The following is a 16,625-nucleotide window of genomic DNA, read 5'->3' as shown; positions in this document are numbered from 1 at the left end:
TACCACCAAATTCAGCCTATCGCAACGGCCATTTGTCAACGGGTGACGAACTGTTCAGCGCAAACACGATTATCAAAGCCGCTTCCGCCCCCTATTTTTGCCGGAACGAATGGAGATAGCTATGGGCATGCTGGTGGAAGGCGTCTGGAAAGACGTATGGTACGATACCAAGAATGATGGACGTTTCGAGCGCTCGGTGGCGCAGTTCCGCGACTGGGTGACGGTCGATGGCGCGCCAGCCGAGGGGCGCACGCGCAGCTTCAAGGCGGAGCCAGGCCGCTATCACCTCTACGTGTCGCTTGCCTGTCCGTGGGCGCACCGCACCCTGATCTTTCGCAAGCTCAAGAAGCTTGAGGATGTGATCTCGGTCGACATCGTCCATCACTACATGGCCGAAAATGGCTGGACCTTCCTCAAGGAAGACGGTGCGACGGGCGACTCGCTCTACGGCTCGGATTTTCTGCACCAGATCTATACCCGCGCCGACCCCAGCTATTCGGGCCGCGTGACCGTGCCGGTGCTGTGGGACAAGAAGGAGCAGACCATCGTCTCCAACGAGTCGTCGGAAATCATCCGCATGCTGAACAGCGCCTTCGACGAATGGGGCGATGCTTCGCTCGATCTGTCGCCGCTGACCTTGCGCGGCGAGATCGATGCGATCAACGAGCGGATCTATCCAGCGATCAACAACGGCGTCTATCGCACCGGCTTCGCCACGACACAGGCAGCCTATGAAGAAGCTTTCGACGAGCTGTTTGCCGGCCTCGATGAACTGGAGGATCGTCTGTCACGCAGCCGCTACCTCATCGGCAACACGATGACGGAAGCGGACTGGCGTCTTTTCACGACGCTGATCCGGTTCGATGCGGTCTATTACGGGCATTTCAAGTGCAATCTGCGCGAGATCAGCGACTATCCGAACCTGTCAAACTATCTGCGCGATCTGTATCAGACGCCGGGCATCGCCGAGACTGTCGATATGCTGCACATCAAGGCGCATTATTACGCCAGTCACAACATGATCAACCCGACGCGGATCGTGCCAAAGGGCCCTGATCTCGATTTCAGCGGGCCGCATGACCGCGACCGCTTTGGGACAGGCAAATGAACTACCAATACGCCGCTGGCGCCGCGCCCTCGAAAAGCTCGGCCAGCCGGCGGCGGGTGGCAGGCGTCGTGGCGTCGGGCAAGGATGCGCGTGGAAAAAAGCCTGCTTCCGCAATTTCCATGTCGGGCTGTTTTGCGCCAAGCACGCGAAAATCCTCGATCAGATAGACGGCGACGTGGTCGCGCCGGCTTGCCTGCAGGTTGAGATGCACCGACTTCAGAAGCGGCTGACCGGCAATCTCGACATTGCACTCCTCAACGACCTCGCGCCGCAGCGCCTCAAGCATCGTCTCTCCGCTTTCCACGCCGCCGCCGGGCAACTGCCAGCCCGGCACATAAGTATGGCGGATGAGGAAAACGCGATCGCCGGCACGGTCGTAGATGATACCGCGCACACCCAGCGTCATCGGCCGGCGCAGGAGAAACCATAGGTGGAACAAACGCGAGCGCAGGCGCGCCCACCGTGGCGCTCCAGAGGCGGCTTTCGATTTCGCGCGTTCGTCAGTGTCGAAGCCCACGTCTTGCCCCCTCGCTACGGTTCGATGTCCTATTTGCGTTATTTCAGGCCAGAACACGATATATCTTTCACAAATGATGCTCTAAACAAGCACGATGTTCAGGCTTGCCCATATTTCAGACATTCATCTTGGCCCGCTTCCGGCCCCCGCCTACCGCGATCTCATCTCCAAACGGATCACCGGCTACATAAACTGGCGGCGCAATCGCAGTTCCAACCTGCATGAAGGCGTTATCGACAACATTGTCGCCGACCTGAAAGCTGCGAGCCCCAGCCACATTGCAGTGACCGGCGACCTGATCAACCTTGCGCTCGACGGTGAAGTGACGTTGTCGCGACTATGGCTGGAGAGCCTCGGCAACCCCGACGACGTTTCGGTAGTGCCCGGAAACCATGACGCCTATGTGCCCAAGGCGCTCGACAAGGCGTGCGCAGCATGGGGCCCGTGGATGCATGGCGACGGACAGGTCGAACCTGCACGACGCGGCACGTTTCCATATATGAGAGTGCGGGACGACGTCGCGCTGATCGGCGTCTCGTCGGCACGCGCAACTGCACCATTCATGGCCAGCGGCTTCTTCGGCGACAAGCAGGCCGAACGATTGGGTGCGATGCTGGACGAGGCACGGGCGAACAAACTGTGCCGCGTGATCATGATCCACCATCCGCCCGTGCGCGGCGCGGCGCCTGCCCACAAGCGGCTGCTCGGGATCGGCTTGTTCCAGAAGGTGATCCGCCAACATGGCGCAGAGCTCGTTCTGCATGGCCACACGCATCTGCCAACCACCCACCGCATCGAAGGGCTCGAACGCGACGTGCCGGTGGTGGGCGTTGCCGCTGCCGGACAGGCCCCCAATGGCAGCAAACCCGCAGCACAGCACAACCTGCTTGAGATAGAACGTAGCAATCAGGGCTGGCGTATCGAGCTGACCCGACGCGGCATCACCAACGACAATTCGGCGGTTCATACGATCGCGACCGAGACGCTGTCGCGCTGATGCAGGGCTAACGCGCGTCGCGATCTTGCAGATTCGCGCCTAGCGTTTCAGTTTCTTGTCTTCACGCATGTCTTTATCCCGAAACCGGTTCCCACTTTCGGGGGACATGCTCTTGTCTTCGCGCATGTCTTTATCCCGAAACCGGTTCCCACTTTCGGGAGACATGCTTAGAACAGAAAAGAAGCGCCCACTGCCCGTGCAAACAGAAGCACGATCAGCATGCCGACCATCGCGCCAAGTACAATCATCCACGCGCCCTGCAGAAAAGTGCGGCTTCTCGGCTTTACCTCTTCGTCCGGTGCCGTCCCGGCGCGATAAAGCCGCTGCACTTGCTCGTTCTGAAAATCGCCCTCCAGCATGCGGTTACGCTCGATAATGCGCCCGGCGATGTAGCGTGTAACCTGGTCGGTTACGCGCGCAATGTCAGAACTCTCAATCAACACGACGCGGCCAAGATGGGTGTCGCGCAGAAAGCGATAGGTGCGGCGATCACGTGCCATGGTGACATGCGCCACCGCATCGATCCACAGACGCGGCTGAGAGCCAGCGGAAATCGCGAGATCGAAACGGTCATCGTCGGCGGGAATCTCACCAAAGACCGGCTTGAGATCGTCGGCAAGCAATTCCAGGCGGGTCAGCTGGCCCTCGCGAATGTCGACCACGACATCATCGCGATCAGCATAGGCGTTCTTCACCTCGCGGATCGTGGCCGCAAGGCGTCCTTCCGTTTCCGGACGACCGGTCATCTCTACAGGCTCGTGCATCCGCCCGACTCCACTGCGCAGGAAATCACCGTTAACACAACGTTAAGGCGAAAACACGGCGCGATGTCGGGGTGAAAAGCGTTCAAAGACCGGCGGCATCCCGCACCAGTGCAATCACCTCGTCACGCGCCTCATTCGGCAGCATATGGCCGATATCCGGCAAGGCATGGACCTCGATCTGTGCAGGCAGGCCCATCGTCTGGCGGAACGGCAGAACGTTATCGAGGCCACCCCACAACAGCCGCACCCGCGCATCGAGAGAGGCCAGCCGGTCGAGCGGCAACTGCCCCTGCTTGCCGTCGCGCACCATTCCTCCGGCCATGCGTTCAAGCATTTCCACCTGCCCCGGAACCGCACGTGCGCGCAACGCATCGGCAACTGCATTTTCCGGAACGACCGAGTACCAACCATACATCGCTTCCAGACAGCCTTCGAGCTGATCGCGCTGGCGTGCCGCTGCATAGCGGGTCAGCAGCCGATGGTTGATGTCGGGGCCAAAACCGCCGGGTGACAACAGCGTCAGGGATGCAACGATCTGCGGTTGAAGGATCGCAATCAGCGAAGCGATCGCGCCACCCATCGAGTGACCTATGAAATGCGCGCGCGTGATGCCGCGCTCCGCCAAATCCGCCAAAATCGCTTGTGCTGCAACTTTCGGCGTCCCGGCGTCGGGATAGTCCAACGAGCCGCCATGTCCCGGCAGGTCATATCGAAGAACGGCTGCGCTTTGCGCCAGAACAGGCGCGATGTCGTCCCAGACATGGTGGGTTCCGCCAAAGCCGTGCAGAAGCACCAGGGTTTCAGCGCCATTTCCTTCGGCGCGCGCAAACAACGACATCCAATTCCTCCACCCTAGGGCACGTCCGCATTTTTTCGAAACGCGCAGACGCTCTGACGCGTAAAGCGCGTCGCGATCTTTCAGAGTCGCTCCATGCAATTCCGCACGCAAAAACCGCGTCGCACTTTGCTGGAACTGCTCCAACAGGCGCACAAGGTTTCATGACATTCCCGGCGCGTAAAGCTCGGAAGGCGATTATCCCCGCCTTCAGCTGGCGTCGAGAAGCCCTGCATGTGTCAGTGACTGCATCAGGCGCTCGGTCAAATCTTCCGGGTAAAGCCCGCGTCGGAAAAAACCGAGCGGATCGGCGACGAAACTCTTGTTGCCGACCCGAATCTGTTCGAGCAGCCCCTCTACCTCGCTCTGCCGGTCAAGCTCATGAGCGACGACAAGGCGAAGCGCGCGATAATGCGCTCGTGGACTTGCGGACAGAACCGACACCGCATTGGCCGCCTCACGCAGCTCGTTTCGCATCAATTGCCCCAGCGCCAGACCATAGTCCCACCATGGCGGATGCGCACTTGCAGCCTGCACAGCACGCTTGAGGATCGGAGTACCCTCGTCATAGAGGCCGTCGAAGATGAGTTCGTAGCCGTAGGACGCCGCCATACCCAGATCGAACATGTTGAGTTCGTAGGCCTTGCGCGTCCACCGCATCGCTTCGTCGGGTGTGGACGAGCGCGACAGGACATAGCCCATCGAGCGATGTGCGTAAGGACTGTTCGGCCCGAACTGAACCGCCATGCGCGCAAACGCCAATGCCTGTGCCTCGGAAGCATCTTTCAGATGCTCATAGCGTGCAGCAATCGCCTGCATATGCAGACCAGCCAGCTCGGAATAGGCAAGCGAGGACGTAAGCTCACCTGTGACGAACTCCTGAAGACAGGCATACACTTCCTGATGCGCCGTCGCATTCGGGTTGCGATAGAACAGTTCATTGAGGATCAGGCAGCGGATCAGCGGTGTCTCGGCACCATCTTGTGCAACGCCGGCAAAAAGGATTCCCGACACCGGCGTGACGGAGGTCAGCAGGTCTGCAACCTCGTCCTCGATCTGATTTTGCGGGCGATCCTTCACCTCGAGATTGCGCGACAGCAAGACCGTGCCACTGGCAATGTTCTGCAGTTCGATATGGACGACATCATCAGCGTCGCTCTTCAGCGTGAAGACGAAATCTGTCTTGGGATGCGTGGAACCACTTAGAGAATCCGGCTCGCGCGCGATGAAACTCACCGTATCGAAGCCAGCAAGGCCCCGACGAAACACCGCCGCCAGCGTTTCCGCCGCCTCGCTTTTGCCAGCAACCTTCAGATAGATTGCAGGCAATTGCTGACGCACTGAGGAAGGCCCACTTTTCATTGCCTGCGGAACGGATGGCACGTCGGCAGCCTGAACTTCAGGAACGGCCTTCGATCCACCGCCCCATTGCAAAACGGTCCCGACCATGACGCCGGCAAGAAACAGCGCCCCGAAGCCATAGGCGATCCACGACCTGCGTCCGTCAGCTGCCGAGATGCGGGGAGAAAGTGACGTCACCTGCCCTTCTTCTGCAGGCGTTTCAACCGATGCCGTCTCGGGAAAGGCTAGGGCCGCATCGTCATCAGCCGCGACATAGAGGGGAACGTAACTTCCACGCGGGACGGTTATGCGGACCAGATCGTGCGCCCCTTCGCCAGCGTAATATTGCTGCAAAAGTTCACGCAGACGCCCCGCCTGTACGCGCACGACAGTGTCGGTCGACGGATCGAACGACGCATCCTTGCCAAAAACGTCGACTGCGATCGAATAGCCCTTCAGGCGATCCGCATGTCCGGCGAGATCCTGTTCGACGAGGTAACGCAGCAAATCACGAGCACGTTCACTTCTGGCGAACGCATCGCTCGACACGACACGCTGCAACGCCTCGCGGATCTGTGCGGCGGGGGGCATAAACGACCGCAAGCTCCATCCTTCCCAAGCAACAAGGACAAGGGCCACCGATCATACAGCCCAGTGCGCGGTGGGCAAGCGCCAGCGCCACGAGCGCACCGCCAAGGGATCAGGAACGGGAAGATTGCAAGGAAAGATGCCCTCCGCCGACAATGACGATCGGCAGAGGGATCAGATCACAAAGGATCAGGCAAGGATGCGGTTTGCCGCCGAAACAACCGCCTCAAGCGAAGCAGCGACAATGTTGGTGTTCATGCCGACGCCATAGATGCGACCGCCGGGGTGCTCGACCTCGACATAGCTGACTGCGGCAGCATCCGACCCACGCTGTAGCGAATGCTCGGAGTAATCGAGAACCGACAGATCAATTCCGACATGACGCGACAAGGCATCGACGAAGCCATCGATCGGACCTGTACCATTGCCCGTGATGGTGACTTCCTTGCCGCCATCCAGGATCACCGCCTCCAGAACCCTGCGGCCCTTCGTCTGCGTGTCGGGATAGGTGGTGTGATCGACAAATGTGATCCGCGCGCCGGGCTGCTCGACATAGGTCGCCATGAAGATCTCATGGATGCGCTTGGCCAGCACTTCCTTGCCTTCTTCATCGGTGATGTTCTGGATGAGCTGGCTGAACTCGATCTGCAGATTGCGCGGCAGGTTCAGGCCGTAATCTGCCTGAAGGACATAGGCGATGCCGCCCTTGCCCGACTGCGAATTGATCCGGATGATCGCCTCATAATCGCGGCCAACGTCCTGCGGGTCGATCGGCAGATAGGGAACTTCCCACAGGCCGGTATTCGACGTCTTGATCGCCTTCATACCCTTGTTGATCGCATCCTGATGCGAGCCGGAGAACGCGGTGTAGACCAGCTCGCCGACATAGGGATGACGCTCACCAATCTTCATCTGGTTCGAATATTCGTAGACATCCTTCATGCGATTGATGTCGGTGCAATCCAGCTCCGGATCGACGCCCTGCGTGTACATGTTGAGCGCCAGCGTGACGACATCGACATTGCCGGTGCGCTCGCCATTGCCGAACAGCGTGCCTTCGACGCGATCCGCACCGGCCATCAGGCCAAGCTCCGTCGCCGCAATGCCGGTGCCGCGATCATTGTGGGGATGCAGGGAAATGATCAGGTTTTCGCGATTGTCGAGCTGACGGCACATCCATTCGATCTGGTCGGCATAGATGTTCGGCGTCGCCATCTCGACGGTCGATGGCAGGTTCATGATCAGCTTGTTGTCGGCGGTCGGCTGGATGATCTCCGTCACGGCGCTGCAGATCTCGAGTGCGACCTCCAGCTCCGTTCCGGTGAAGCTCTCCGGCGAATACTGGAAGCGGTAGCCGCCACCAGCCTTGGCCGCCATGTCCATGATCATCTTGGCAGCATCGGTGGCGATCTGCTTGATGCCGGCGACGTCCTTGGCGAAGACCACGCGGCGCTGCAACTCACTGGTGGAGTTGTAGAAATGGATGATCGGCGTCTTCGCGCCCTCAAGCGCTTCGAACGTGCGGGTGATCAGTTCCGGGCGGCACTGCACCAGCACCTGCAGATCGACATTGTCGGGCACATTGCCCTCTTCCACACACCAGCGGGCGAAGTCGAAGTCTGTCTGCGATGCGGACGGGAAACCGATCTCGATCTCCCTGAAGCCCATGTCGACGAGCAGCTTGAACATGCGCGCCTTGCGGTCGTGGCCCATCGGGTCGACCAGCGCCTGATTGCCATCTCGCAGATCGACAGAGCACCAGATCGGCGCCTTCTCGATGCGCTTCGACGGCCAGGTGCGATCCTTCAGATCGATCAGTGGGTAGGGAATGTATTTGGTAGCTGCATCAGGCATGCCCTTGGAGCGGGTTGCAGATACAATTCGAGCCTGTTCGTTCATGATCCATCCTCGAGCGCCATACGCCATCACGGTCGTATTGAGTCGCCAATCTTCTTTTCGGTATCACAGTTCGAGCAAGGAGCGCAGTCGCCAGCGGCGGCTATCCGACCGCCGGGTGCTCCTTCAGCGAGCCCGGCGATCGCCGCTAAGGCCGAGAAGAAGAAGGGTGGAGAGGAGCGCGCGCGCGGTCTCGCCCGCAAATGCGGTCGGACGGGAAATGAAGGTGGCGCTGCGTCTGGTCATGAGGCGCTGTTTAAAGGACGCTGCGTGAGATGGCAAGCTTTTCTCCAAAAAAGATCACACCTCCCCGCCGCGCCTCAACCGGACAACGGCGCAGTCAGCATATTTTAATTCATGAAAATCAGTATCTTACCAAAAACACGACGCAGGCTGATTGCAGGCATCCGACCACGCTCCCGCCCGGTGGTTGTATACAAGATGTATCGCTTACCTCTTTATGCTAAACTCCCAACGAGTCACTATCGAGGTGTTCTCGATGACACTATCAATGGTCACCAGGACCATATTTGAGGGGACCGGAAATGGCCGATGCTGTGCGCCCGGAAAAGGCTTCTTCGCAAACTCTCAAAGGTGTGCTCGGGGTGCGCGACCTCGTTTTCTCCGGGACCATTGCACCGGGCGAGCGGCTGTCCGAGATCAGTGTCAGTGAGCATCTGGGAATTTCCCGCACGCCGATCCGCGCTGCATTGGCTCGCCTTGAACAAGAGGGCATTCTCGAAGCCATCCCGTCAGGCGGCTATGCCGTGCGGCAGTTTTCAGTGGCGGATGTAGCGGATGCGATCGAATTGCGGGGCGTACTGGAAGGCACTGCAGCGCGCCTGGCCGCGGAAAGAGGCATTACCCCGTCCTGTCTTGCAAATTTGCGGCAGCTCATCCGCGATCTCGACGCCGCAGTGACCGGCCCGGTGGAAACGCTCGACCTCGATGGCTACATCGCCTTCAACGCGCAATTTCATGAAATGATCGCCGAGCTTTCCGGCAGCCGGATCATCCAGCGCGAACTGGAACGCGTGATGCAGCTGCCATTTTCGGGTCCAAGCGCTTTTCTGAACGCTCAGACCAGCGTTCCCGCCTTCCGCACGTCGCTAGTCTTCGGCCAGATGCAACATCGCGCGATTGCACACGCGATCGAAATGCGGGAAGGCGCCAGGGCAGAGGCCGTGACACGCGAACATGCCCGGCTTGCACGGATCAATCTCGACTTCGTGCTCAAAGACCCGGCGCTGATGCAACGCGTCCCCGGACTGGTGCTGGTTTCCAACTAAAGACAACCGATAACGCGCCCACAGCGCTGCAGTGATCCAACCATCCACTGCAGTGTTTTTCACGGGCGCGATTCCAGAATAGAACGATTGGGCATTATTGGGAGGGAGAATATCGATGAACAACATCAAGACATTGCTTCTGGCCACCTCGGCATTGGCAGCGCTGACGATGACTGCGCACGCGCAGGAAGTAACGCTGCGCCTGCATCAGTTCCTGCCAGCGCAGGCGACAATCCCCGCCAACGCGCTGACGCCCTGGGCGGAAAAAGTGACGGCGGAATCGAACGGGCGCATCAAGATCGAGCGCTATGACGCCATGTCGCTGGGTGGAACCCCGCCGCAACTGATCGATCAGGTCACCGACGGGGTCGTGGATCTGATCTGGACGGTCATCGGCTATACGCCTGGCCGTTTCCCGACGACTGAAGCGTTTGAACTGCCGTTCTTCATGACCAACGGAGAAGCCACTTCAAAGGCGTTCCATGAATATTGCCAGAAGCACTGCATGGACGAATTTTCCGGGCTGAAGGTGCTGGCCTGGCATGCGCACGGCCCCGGACTGATTCACTCCAAGAATCCGGTCAACTCGCTGGAAGACATGAAGGGTCTGAAAATCCGTGGTGGGTCGCGGGTCATCAACCAGATGCTCGAAGCGCTGGGTGCAACGCCAGTCGGCATGCCTGTTCCAGCAACGTCCGAAGCACTCTCCAAGGGCGTGATCGACGCAACCACGGTGCCGTGGGAAGTCACGCCGTCGCTGCGTATTTCGGAACTCGTGACCAATCACACCAGCTTTTCCGGCACGCATGGGCTCTACACCCAGACCTTCGCATTCGTCATGAACCAGGCGTCCTACGAGAAGCTTCCAGACGATTTGAAAACAGTCATCGATAACAATTCCGGCCTTGAAACGGCAGCTGAGCTTGGCCGCGTGATGGATCAGGGCGACCTGGTGGGCTTGAAGATCGCGACCGAAGCCAAAAACAATATCGTCCAGCTCGACGAAACGGAAACGCAGCGCTGGAAAGATGCCGCCACCCCGCTGGTGAAGGCATGGGTCGACGAAATGACCGCAAAGGGTTTCGAAGGGCAAACGCTGGTCGACGACGCGCTTGCGCTGATCGACAAACACACAGCCAACTAGCAATCGGATAGCCGGATTTTCGATGGGCCGCGTTCGTGCGGCCCATCACCATCTGGTTTTCCAGAAGACGGGTTTCATGATAGGGCCTGCGCATGAATGTGCTGTCCGATACTGACCCTGTCTACCACCCGCCGCTTGAACCATATATTTCGGTGCTCCACCGCGACGCCGACCTGCTTGTGCTCGACAAGCCGAGCGGCCTGCTCTCGGTGCCTGGCCGGCATCCCGCTCTGGCTGACAGCCTTGCAACGCGGGTGCAGACGGAATTTCCCGAAGCGCTGATGATCCACCGGCTGGACAAGGATACATCTGGCATCGTGCTGATGTCGCTTAACCGACGCGCACACGCCGCAATCGCACGACAATTCGAAGCCAGAACGACGCGCAAATCCTATATGGCCGAGGTGTGGGGCAGCATCGAGAACGACGAAGGGCTGATCGACCTGCCGCTTGCGATCGATCCAGACAACAAACCGCGCCATCGTGTCGATCACGACCACGGCAAACCAGCGCAGACCCGCTGGCAGGTGATAAGGCGCGGCGTCACGATAACGCGCGTGAACCTCGAACCGCTCACCGGCCGCACACACCAGTTGCGCGTTCACATGAAGGCGCTGGGGCATGTCATCCTCGGTGACGAATTTTACGCGAACGGAGATGCGCTGGCAGCGGCCGACCGGTTGTTGCTGCATGCGCAGGAACTGTCATTCCGCCACCCCGATGGCAGCGATGTGACTTTCACCGCACCGGCGCCGTTCTGAGCAAAGCCATGGCACAGGAACTCGACAAATCATCCCTGATCGTTGACTTCGTCGGCGGCGCCGTCGGACATCGATTTCGTTCCGGCGAAGGCCGTGGCCAAGCGCTGGCAAAAGCTTGTGGGCTGACCCGCGGAATCACGCCCCATATTGTTGATGCCACCGCCGGGATGGGGCGCGACTCATTCCTGCTTGCCTCCCTCGGAGCCAAGGTGACCCTGATCGAACGCTCGGACGCGATGCATAAGCTGCTGGCCGAAGGACTGGAACGCGCGCACGCCGAAGGCGGTGCCTATGCCGAGACTGCGGAACGCATGACCTTGCTGCACGGTGATTCCTGCCTGTTGCTCGCAGAATTGTCACCGCAGGTCGTGCTGGTGGACCCGATGCACCCGCCTCGTGGCAACTCCGCACTGGTGAAAAAAGAGATGCGCCTGATCCGAGAGCTTGTCGGCACGGACCCCGACTCGGTGGTGCTGATGCAGGCCGCTCTCAAGCACGCCCGCAACCGTGTTGTCCTGAAGTGGCCGCTGCGCGCGCCCTTGATGGAAGGCCTGCCCCGGCCTTCCCACCAGATTCTTGGCAAGAGCACCCGCTACGACGTCTTCGTCAAGGCGAAGCTCGTAGCACAAGCCGACACCTGAAATGCGCAGCGAGCCGTTTCGATGACTGCATATGTCTATATTCTGGGATGTCAGACCCCCTCAGGCTACCGGACCTATGTCGGATGGACACTTGATCTGGAGCGACGGCTTGCGGAGCATAATGGTGGCCGAGCCGGCGCAAAGTCGACACGTGGCCGGATATGGACGATTATCTACAGCGAAATGCTGGAGACGCGCCAGGAAGCGATGAGTCGCGAATGGCATCTCAAGCGTGACCGGCGCATGCGCCGAAACGTGGCGCTGACCGCTTTGAAAGCCGTCGATCCGGCAGAACTGGGACAAGACTAAGCCGGACAGACACCTTCGAAGCCTTGAATTTTCGCCATTCAAGGCTATATCAGCCCCGTGGTGAGCGGAAACCGTGGCTCACTGCTCATGGAACCCTTGCCGGGACGGTCCGGACCTATTCCGAGCGTTCTGCTCATGGAGCCATGAATGTATATTCTTGAGGCGCGTCTGCGCCGAATTATCTACGTCGTTATCTTCGAGTTCTTCGCGATCGTTTTTTCGACCTGGCTGCTGGCAGCCATGAGCGAAGGCGATGCGGCTGGATCGCTGCCTGTTGCCATCGTTGTGTCCGTCGTCGCTGTCATCTGGAATTTTCTGTACAATACCGGGTTCGAAACGCTCGAGCAGAAGCTGGACTGGACCAAGCGAACCGTGCCGATCCGTATTCTGCACGCCGTTGGCTTTGAAGGCGGCCTGATCCTGGCGATCGTTCCGATATTCATGTTCTGGTATCAGGTCGGGTTTGTGGAAGCCTTCTTGATGGAAGCGGCATTGCTGGTGTTCTTCCTCGTCTACACCTTCGCTTTCACATGGGCCTTCGACCGAGTTTTCCCGTTGCGCCGTCAGATACAAGCCTGATTGTCATTCCCCGTCATGTGCATGCGTTGACGGGGAATAGTGTCGGGGATAGCTTTGCCGCCTTACTTATTGGCAGGTCGCAAACTGCGGCGGCAGACGGAGGATACCATGAAGAAAAGTGCACTCGCAGCGTTCGCGGGCTTGTTGATGATGGCCAGTTCAGCGCAGGCGCTGACGGTGTATTCCAGCGTCGACGAGGAAAATGCGACCCGCATCCTCAACGCCTTCACGAAGGCCACGGGTGTCGACGTACAGATGGTGTTCCTGTCTTCCGGACCCGCCCTGTCGCGTATCGAAGCCGAAGCCAGCCGCCCACAGGCTGACGTCTGGTTTGGCGCGCCAAGCGAGAACCACATTCTCGCCAACGAACGCAACCTCACCCAGCCTTATGTCTCGGCCAATGCCGACGGTCTCGCCGAACAGTTCAAGGACGCCAACGGCAACTGGCACGCAATCTACACCAACCCGCTGGCAGTGGGCGTGCGCACCGACATTCTGGAAAGCCGGGGCGCTCCGACCCCTTCATCCTGGGAAGATCTGAAGAATGAAGCATATCGCGGCCTCATCCAGATGCCCTCGCCGCAGTCTTCCGGCACCGCTTACGCGGTCATTCTGACGCTCAACGAGCTGTGGGGCGAAGACGCCACATTCCAGTACATGAAAGACCTGAACCCGAACATTCAGACCTACACGCAGAGCGGCACCGCGCCCTCAGGCGCCCTTGGCGTCGGCGAAACACCGATCGCGCTGCAATTCTCGCCGGGCTTTCTCAAGCTCGTCGATGAAGGCTTTCCGGTAAAGGTGGTGTTCCCGTCGGAAGGCGTCGGTTATGAAGTCGCAGCGATGTCGATCCTGAAGGATGCGACAAATCTGGACGATGCAAAAAAGCTCGTCGACTGGATGACCTCCGCAGAAGGTCAGGGGCAGCTGGCTGCTGAAAAGACCTACTTCCTGCCGATCCGCTCCGATGTCAGCGCTGGCGAAGGCATTCCCTCGCTCGACGACATCAAGCTGGTTTCCTACGACCCGGCTTTCGCGTCCGAAAACCGTCAGCGTCTCGTTGACCGCTGGGTAGACGAAGTCCTGGGCCAGTAATCCGGCGCACCGTGCTTACCACCGCTCGCTCACAACTTCGCATACTGGCGCGGGACCCGATCCTGCTCGCGCTGGTCGCCGTAATCTTCGCTGCGATCCTGATCTTCGTGGTCTATCCGCTGATGATGGTTTTCATCGCCAGCTTTCAGGAAAGAGGCGAATGGACGGGCGCAAATTATGCCCTCATGAGCGAGCGGCGGCTCTACCGCAACGCGTTGTGGAACAGCCTTTCGGTAGGCGCACTGGTGGGACTGATCGGCGTGGTGATCGGGTACCTCGCCGCCTTCGTGCTGACCCGGCTTGATGTGCCCGGCAAGCGTGTCCTGCATTATCTGATGATCGTCCCGATCATCTCGCCGCCCTTCGTGTCGGCGGTGTCGATCCTGTTCCTGTTCGGCTTTAACGGGCTGATTACCCGGCAGCTGCTGGGGTTGCAGGACTTCAGCATCTATGGCTTTCACGGCGTGGTGTGGTCGCAGGTCTTCACCTTCGCGCCGATCGCATATCTGTCGCTGCGCGGCGTCCTCGCCTCCATCAGTCCGACGCTTGAAGACGCAGCGCTCAATATCGGCGCTTCGCGCTGGCAGGTCTTCTGGAAAGTCACCTTTCCGCTGTCCCTGCCCGGCGTGGCCAGCGCTTTCCTGATCGTCTTCATCGAATCGATGGCGGATTTCGGCAATCCGCTCGTTCTGGCCGGTGCTGCCTTCCCGATGCTGGCGCCGCAGGCCTATCTGGAGATCACCGGCTCCTTCAACCTGGCGCGCGGCGCGATGCTGTCGGTGATCCTGCTGATCCCCTCGATCACCGCCTTTGCCATCCAGCGTTACTGGATCGCCCGCCGCCAATATGTGACCGTGACCGGCAAACCGACTGCCTCCACATCCAAGATCGTCAGCACCCGCGTGAAGTGGTTGCTCTACGCACTGGTGCTGCTGTTCGCCGCCCTCGTCCTGATGTTCTACGGCGTCATCTTCGTCGGCGCGTTCACGCAGGTCTGGGGCTTCAATTACACGCCCACGCTCGATCACTTCGCCTATGTCTTCGATGTCGGCTTCAAGACCGTCACCGACACGCTGATCATCGCCATCATCACCACGCCCATCAGCGGCCTTCTCGGCATGCTGATCGCGTTTCTTGTCGTGCGTCGCGTGTTTCCCGGCAAGCGCGCACTGGAGTTCGGCTCGATCCTTTCCTACGCAGTGCCCGGCACGGTCGTCGGCATCGGCTATGTACTCGCGTTCAATGGCCCGCCCTTTATCCTGACCGGAACGCTGCTGATCCTCGTGCTGTGCTTCGTCTTCCGTTATGTGCCGGTCGGCATCCAGTCCGGCACCGCCATCCTGCGCCAGATCGATCCATCGATCGAGGAAGCGGCGCAGAATCTGGGCGCGAGCGCATTGACCACCTTTCGCAAGGTGACCCTGCCCCTGATCGCGCCGGCGTTCTTCTCGGCGCTCGTCTACGCCTTCGTGCGCGCCATGACGGCGATCAGTGCTGCGATCTTCCTGGTCTCGGCAAACTGGAACCTGATGACGGTACAAATCCTCAACCAGGTCGGCTCGGGCCGCCTGGGCGTGGCCGCGGCCTATTCCGTGGTCGTCATCGCGATCGTGCTGTTTGCGATCGTCGTCATCAACGCCATTGTCACGCGTATGACGAGGCACATGAACATGGTGAAATTCTGATGGCCGAGTCCGTCCATATCCACAATCTCGAAAAGCGCTTTGCCAGCCCGGATGCCCCCGGACAGGAAGTGCATGCGGTACGCAACGCCAATCTGGAAGTGACGCCGGGCGAACTCGTCACGCTTCTCGGGCCATCGGGCTGCGGCAAGACCACGCTCCTGCGGATGATTGCGGGCTTCGAGGAGCCGACGTCGGGCGATATCTTGTTTGGCGAGCGCAGGATGAACGACGTCGCGCCGAACCGCCGCGACGCGGCGATGGTGTTCCAGTCCTATGCGATCTTTCCGCATCTGTCGGTCTACGAAAATGTCGTCTTCGGGTTGCGACTGCAGAAGCTTTCGGACGCTGAACTGAAAGCCCGCGCCGACAAGGTTCTGGCTGTCAGCGGCCTGACCTCGATGGCCAATCGTTCACCCAACCAGCTTTCGGGCGGCCAGCAACAGCGCGTTGCCTTGGCTCGCGCTATCGTCATGGAACCAAAGGTTCTGCTGTTCGACGAGCCGTTGTCCAATCTGGACGCCAAACTGCGTGACCAGATGCGCGTTGAAATCCGCGACCTGCAGCAGCGCCTCGGCATCACCTCGCTCTACGTGACGCATGACCAGATCGAAGCGATGAGCATTTCCGACCGCATTGTGGTGATGAACAGTGGAAATATCGAGCAGATCGGCACCCCACGCGAGGTCTATGCACGGCCTGCAAGCCGTTTCGTCGCTGAATTCATCGGCAAGGCGAACTTCCCCGAAGCGATTGTTGCCGACGCGCAAACCGTCGACCTTCGAGGCGTCAAACTGCCCGTGCCAACGAGCGGCAATGTCGGAGACAAGGTGACGCTGGTGCTGCGACCGGAAGCGATTGCGCTTTCTGCCACCGAAGGCGACTTTGCCGCCACTGTGCGCCGGGCAATGTTTCTCGGCAACGTCGCGGAGTATCTGATCGAGATCGAAGGCCTTGGCGAATGGCTGGTCGACGTCCCCAACCCCGGCGAAAAAGGCCTGCTCGATCCGGGCCAGCAAATATTCGCTTCGCCCTCGCACTCGTCCCTGCACGCATTGAGGGGATAGCCCCTTAGCAGA

16 protein-coding genes are annotated in these 16,625 nt (G+C 59.7%); 11 read left to right on the top strand and 5 right to left on the bottom strand.

Annotation, left to right across the window (positions count from 1 at the left end):
• The first annotated feature begins 121 nt into the window (after positions 1-121).
• Positions 122-1,108: a glutathione S-transferase family protein gene (locus BMZ42_RS08045; RefSeq protein ID WP_091520811.1), complete on the top strand. Its 987-nt coding sequence runs from the start codon at positions 122-124 to the stop codon at positions 1,106-1,108.
• A gap of 1 nt (position 1,109) precedes the next feature.
• On the opposite strand, the gene BMZ42_RS08040 is transcribed toward BMZ42_RS08045, so the two are convergent.
• On the bottom strand, positions 1,110-1,625 hold the full coding sequence (locus BMZ42_RS08040) for an NUDIX domain-containing protein (RefSeq protein ID WP_244523201.1): 516 nt from the start codon (positions 1,623-1,625) through the stop codon (positions 1,110-1,112).
• A gap of 94 nt (positions 1,626-1,719) precedes the next feature.
• Here BMZ42_RS08040 and BMZ42_RS08035 point away from each other — a divergent pair, with 94 nt between their 5' ends.
• A complete protein-coding gene (locus BMZ42_RS08035; RefSeq protein ID WP_091520808.1) occupies positions 1,720-2,622 on the top strand; it encodes a metallophosphoesterase family protein in 903 nt (300 codons plus the stop codon).
• Between the two features lie 167 nt (positions 2,623-2,789).
• On the opposite strand, the gene BMZ42_RS08030 is transcribed toward BMZ42_RS08035, so the two are convergent.
• The 4 genes from BMZ42_RS08030 to leuA all read right to left on the bottom strand — a co-directional run bounded on the left by BMZ42_RS08030 (position 2,790) and on the right by leuA (position 8,004).
• Positions 2,790-3,386: a hypothetical protein gene (locus tag BMZ42_RS08030; protein WP_175556666.1), complete on the bottom strand. Its 597-nt coding sequence runs from the start codon at positions 3,384-3,386 to the stop codon at positions 2,790-2,792.
• Between the two features lie 82 nt (positions 3,387-3,468).
• The gene (locus BMZ42_RS08025) at positions 3,469-4,224 is read right to left on the bottom strand and encodes an alpha/beta fold hydrolase (RefSeq protein WP_091520804.1); all 756 of its coding nucleotides are present in this window, start codon (positions 4,222-4,224) and stop codon (positions 3,469-3,471) included.
• Positions 4,225-4,431: 207 nt separating this feature from the next.
• On the bottom strand, positions 4,432-6,165 hold the full coding sequence (locus BMZ42_RS08020) for a tetratricopeptide repeat protein (protein WP_139207890.1): 1,734 nt from the start codon (positions 6,163-6,165) through the stop codon (positions 4,432-4,434).
• Between the two features lie 174 nt (positions 6,166-6,339).
• A complete protein-coding gene (leuA, locus tag BMZ42_RS08015; protein ID WP_175556675.1) occupies positions 6,340-8,004 on the bottom strand; it encodes a 2-isopropylmalate synthase in 1,665 nt (554 codons plus the stop codon).
• A 587-nt stretch (positions 8,005-8,591) separates the two neighbouring features.
• On the opposite strand from leuA, the gene BMZ42_RS08005 reads away from it, so the two are divergent.
• The 9 genes from BMZ42_RS08005 to BMZ42_RS07965 all read left to right on the top strand — a co-directional run bounded on the left by BMZ42_RS08005 (position 8,592) and on the right by BMZ42_RS07965 (position 16,613).
• Positions 8,592-9,335, top strand: coding sequence for a GntR family transcriptional regulator (locus BMZ42_RS08005; protein ID WP_091520795.1), 744 nt, complete (start codon positions 8,592-8,594; stop codon positions 9,333-9,335).
• Between the two features lie 115 nt (positions 9,336-9,450).
• Entirely contained in the window at positions 9,451-10,479 is a 1,029-nt protein-coding gene (locus BMZ42_RS08000) for a TRAP transporter substrate-binding protein (protein WP_091520793.1), read from the top strand.
• Between the two features lie 92 nt (positions 10,480-10,571).
• The gene (locus BMZ42_RS07995) at positions 10,572-11,240 is read left to right on the top strand and encodes a pseudouridine synthase (RefSeq protein ID WP_091520791.1); all 669 of its coding nucleotides are present in this window, start codon (positions 10,572-10,574) and stop codon (positions 11,238-11,240) included.
• A gap of 8 nt (positions 11,241-11,248) precedes the next feature.
• Entirely contained in the window at positions 11,249-11,881 is a 633-nt protein-coding gene (locus BMZ42_RS07990; RefSeq protein ID WP_091520789.1) for a class I SAM-dependent methyltransferase, read from the top strand.
• 21 nt (positions 11,882-11,902) lie between these two features.
• Positions 11,903-12,190 (top strand): GIY-YIG nuclease family protein, encoded by a 288-nt coding sequence (locus BMZ42_RS07985; protein ID WP_091520786.1) that lies wholly within the window; start codon positions 11,903-11,905, stop codon positions 12,188-12,190.
• Positions 12,191-12,337: 147 nt separating this feature from the next.
• Positions 12,338-12,769: a PACE efflux transporter gene (locus BMZ42_RS07980; RefSeq protein WP_091520783.1), complete on the top strand. Its 432-nt coding sequence runs from the start codon at positions 12,338-12,340 to the stop codon at positions 12,767-12,769.
• A gap of 108 nt (positions 12,770-12,877) precedes the next feature.
• Positions 12,878-13,864, top strand: a complete 987-nt coding sequence (locus tag BMZ42_RS07975; RefSeq protein ID WP_091520781.1) for an ABC transporter substrate-binding protein — start codon at positions 12,878-12,880, stop codon at positions 13,862-13,864.
• A gap of 11 nt (positions 13,865-13,875) precedes the next feature.
• On the top strand, positions 13,876-15,549 hold the full coding sequence (locus BMZ42_RS07970; protein ID WP_091520779.1) for an ABC transporter permease: 1,674 nt from the start codon (positions 13,876-13,878) through the stop codon (positions 15,547-15,549).
• Positions 15,549-16,613 (top strand): ABC transporter ATP-binding protein, encoded by a 1,065-nt coding sequence (locus tag BMZ42_RS07965; RefSeq protein WP_091520776.1) that lies wholly within the window; start codon positions 15,549-15,551, stop codon positions 16,611-16,613. Before BMZ42_RS07970 ends, BMZ42_RS07965 begins: the two co-directional genes overlap by 1 nt.
• The last annotated feature ends 12 nt before the right edge of the window (positions 16,614-16,625 follow it).

The sequence above is a fragment of the Aquamicrobium aerolatum DSM 21857 genome (genome assembly GCF_900113935.1).
Classification (GTDB): domain Bacteria; phylum Pseudomonadota; class Alphaproteobacteria; order Rhizobiales; family Rhizobiaceae; genus Aerobium; species Aerobium aerolatum.
Note: the sequence above shows the minus strand (reverse complement) of the source record. Positions and strands in the feature narration are given on the sequence as shown.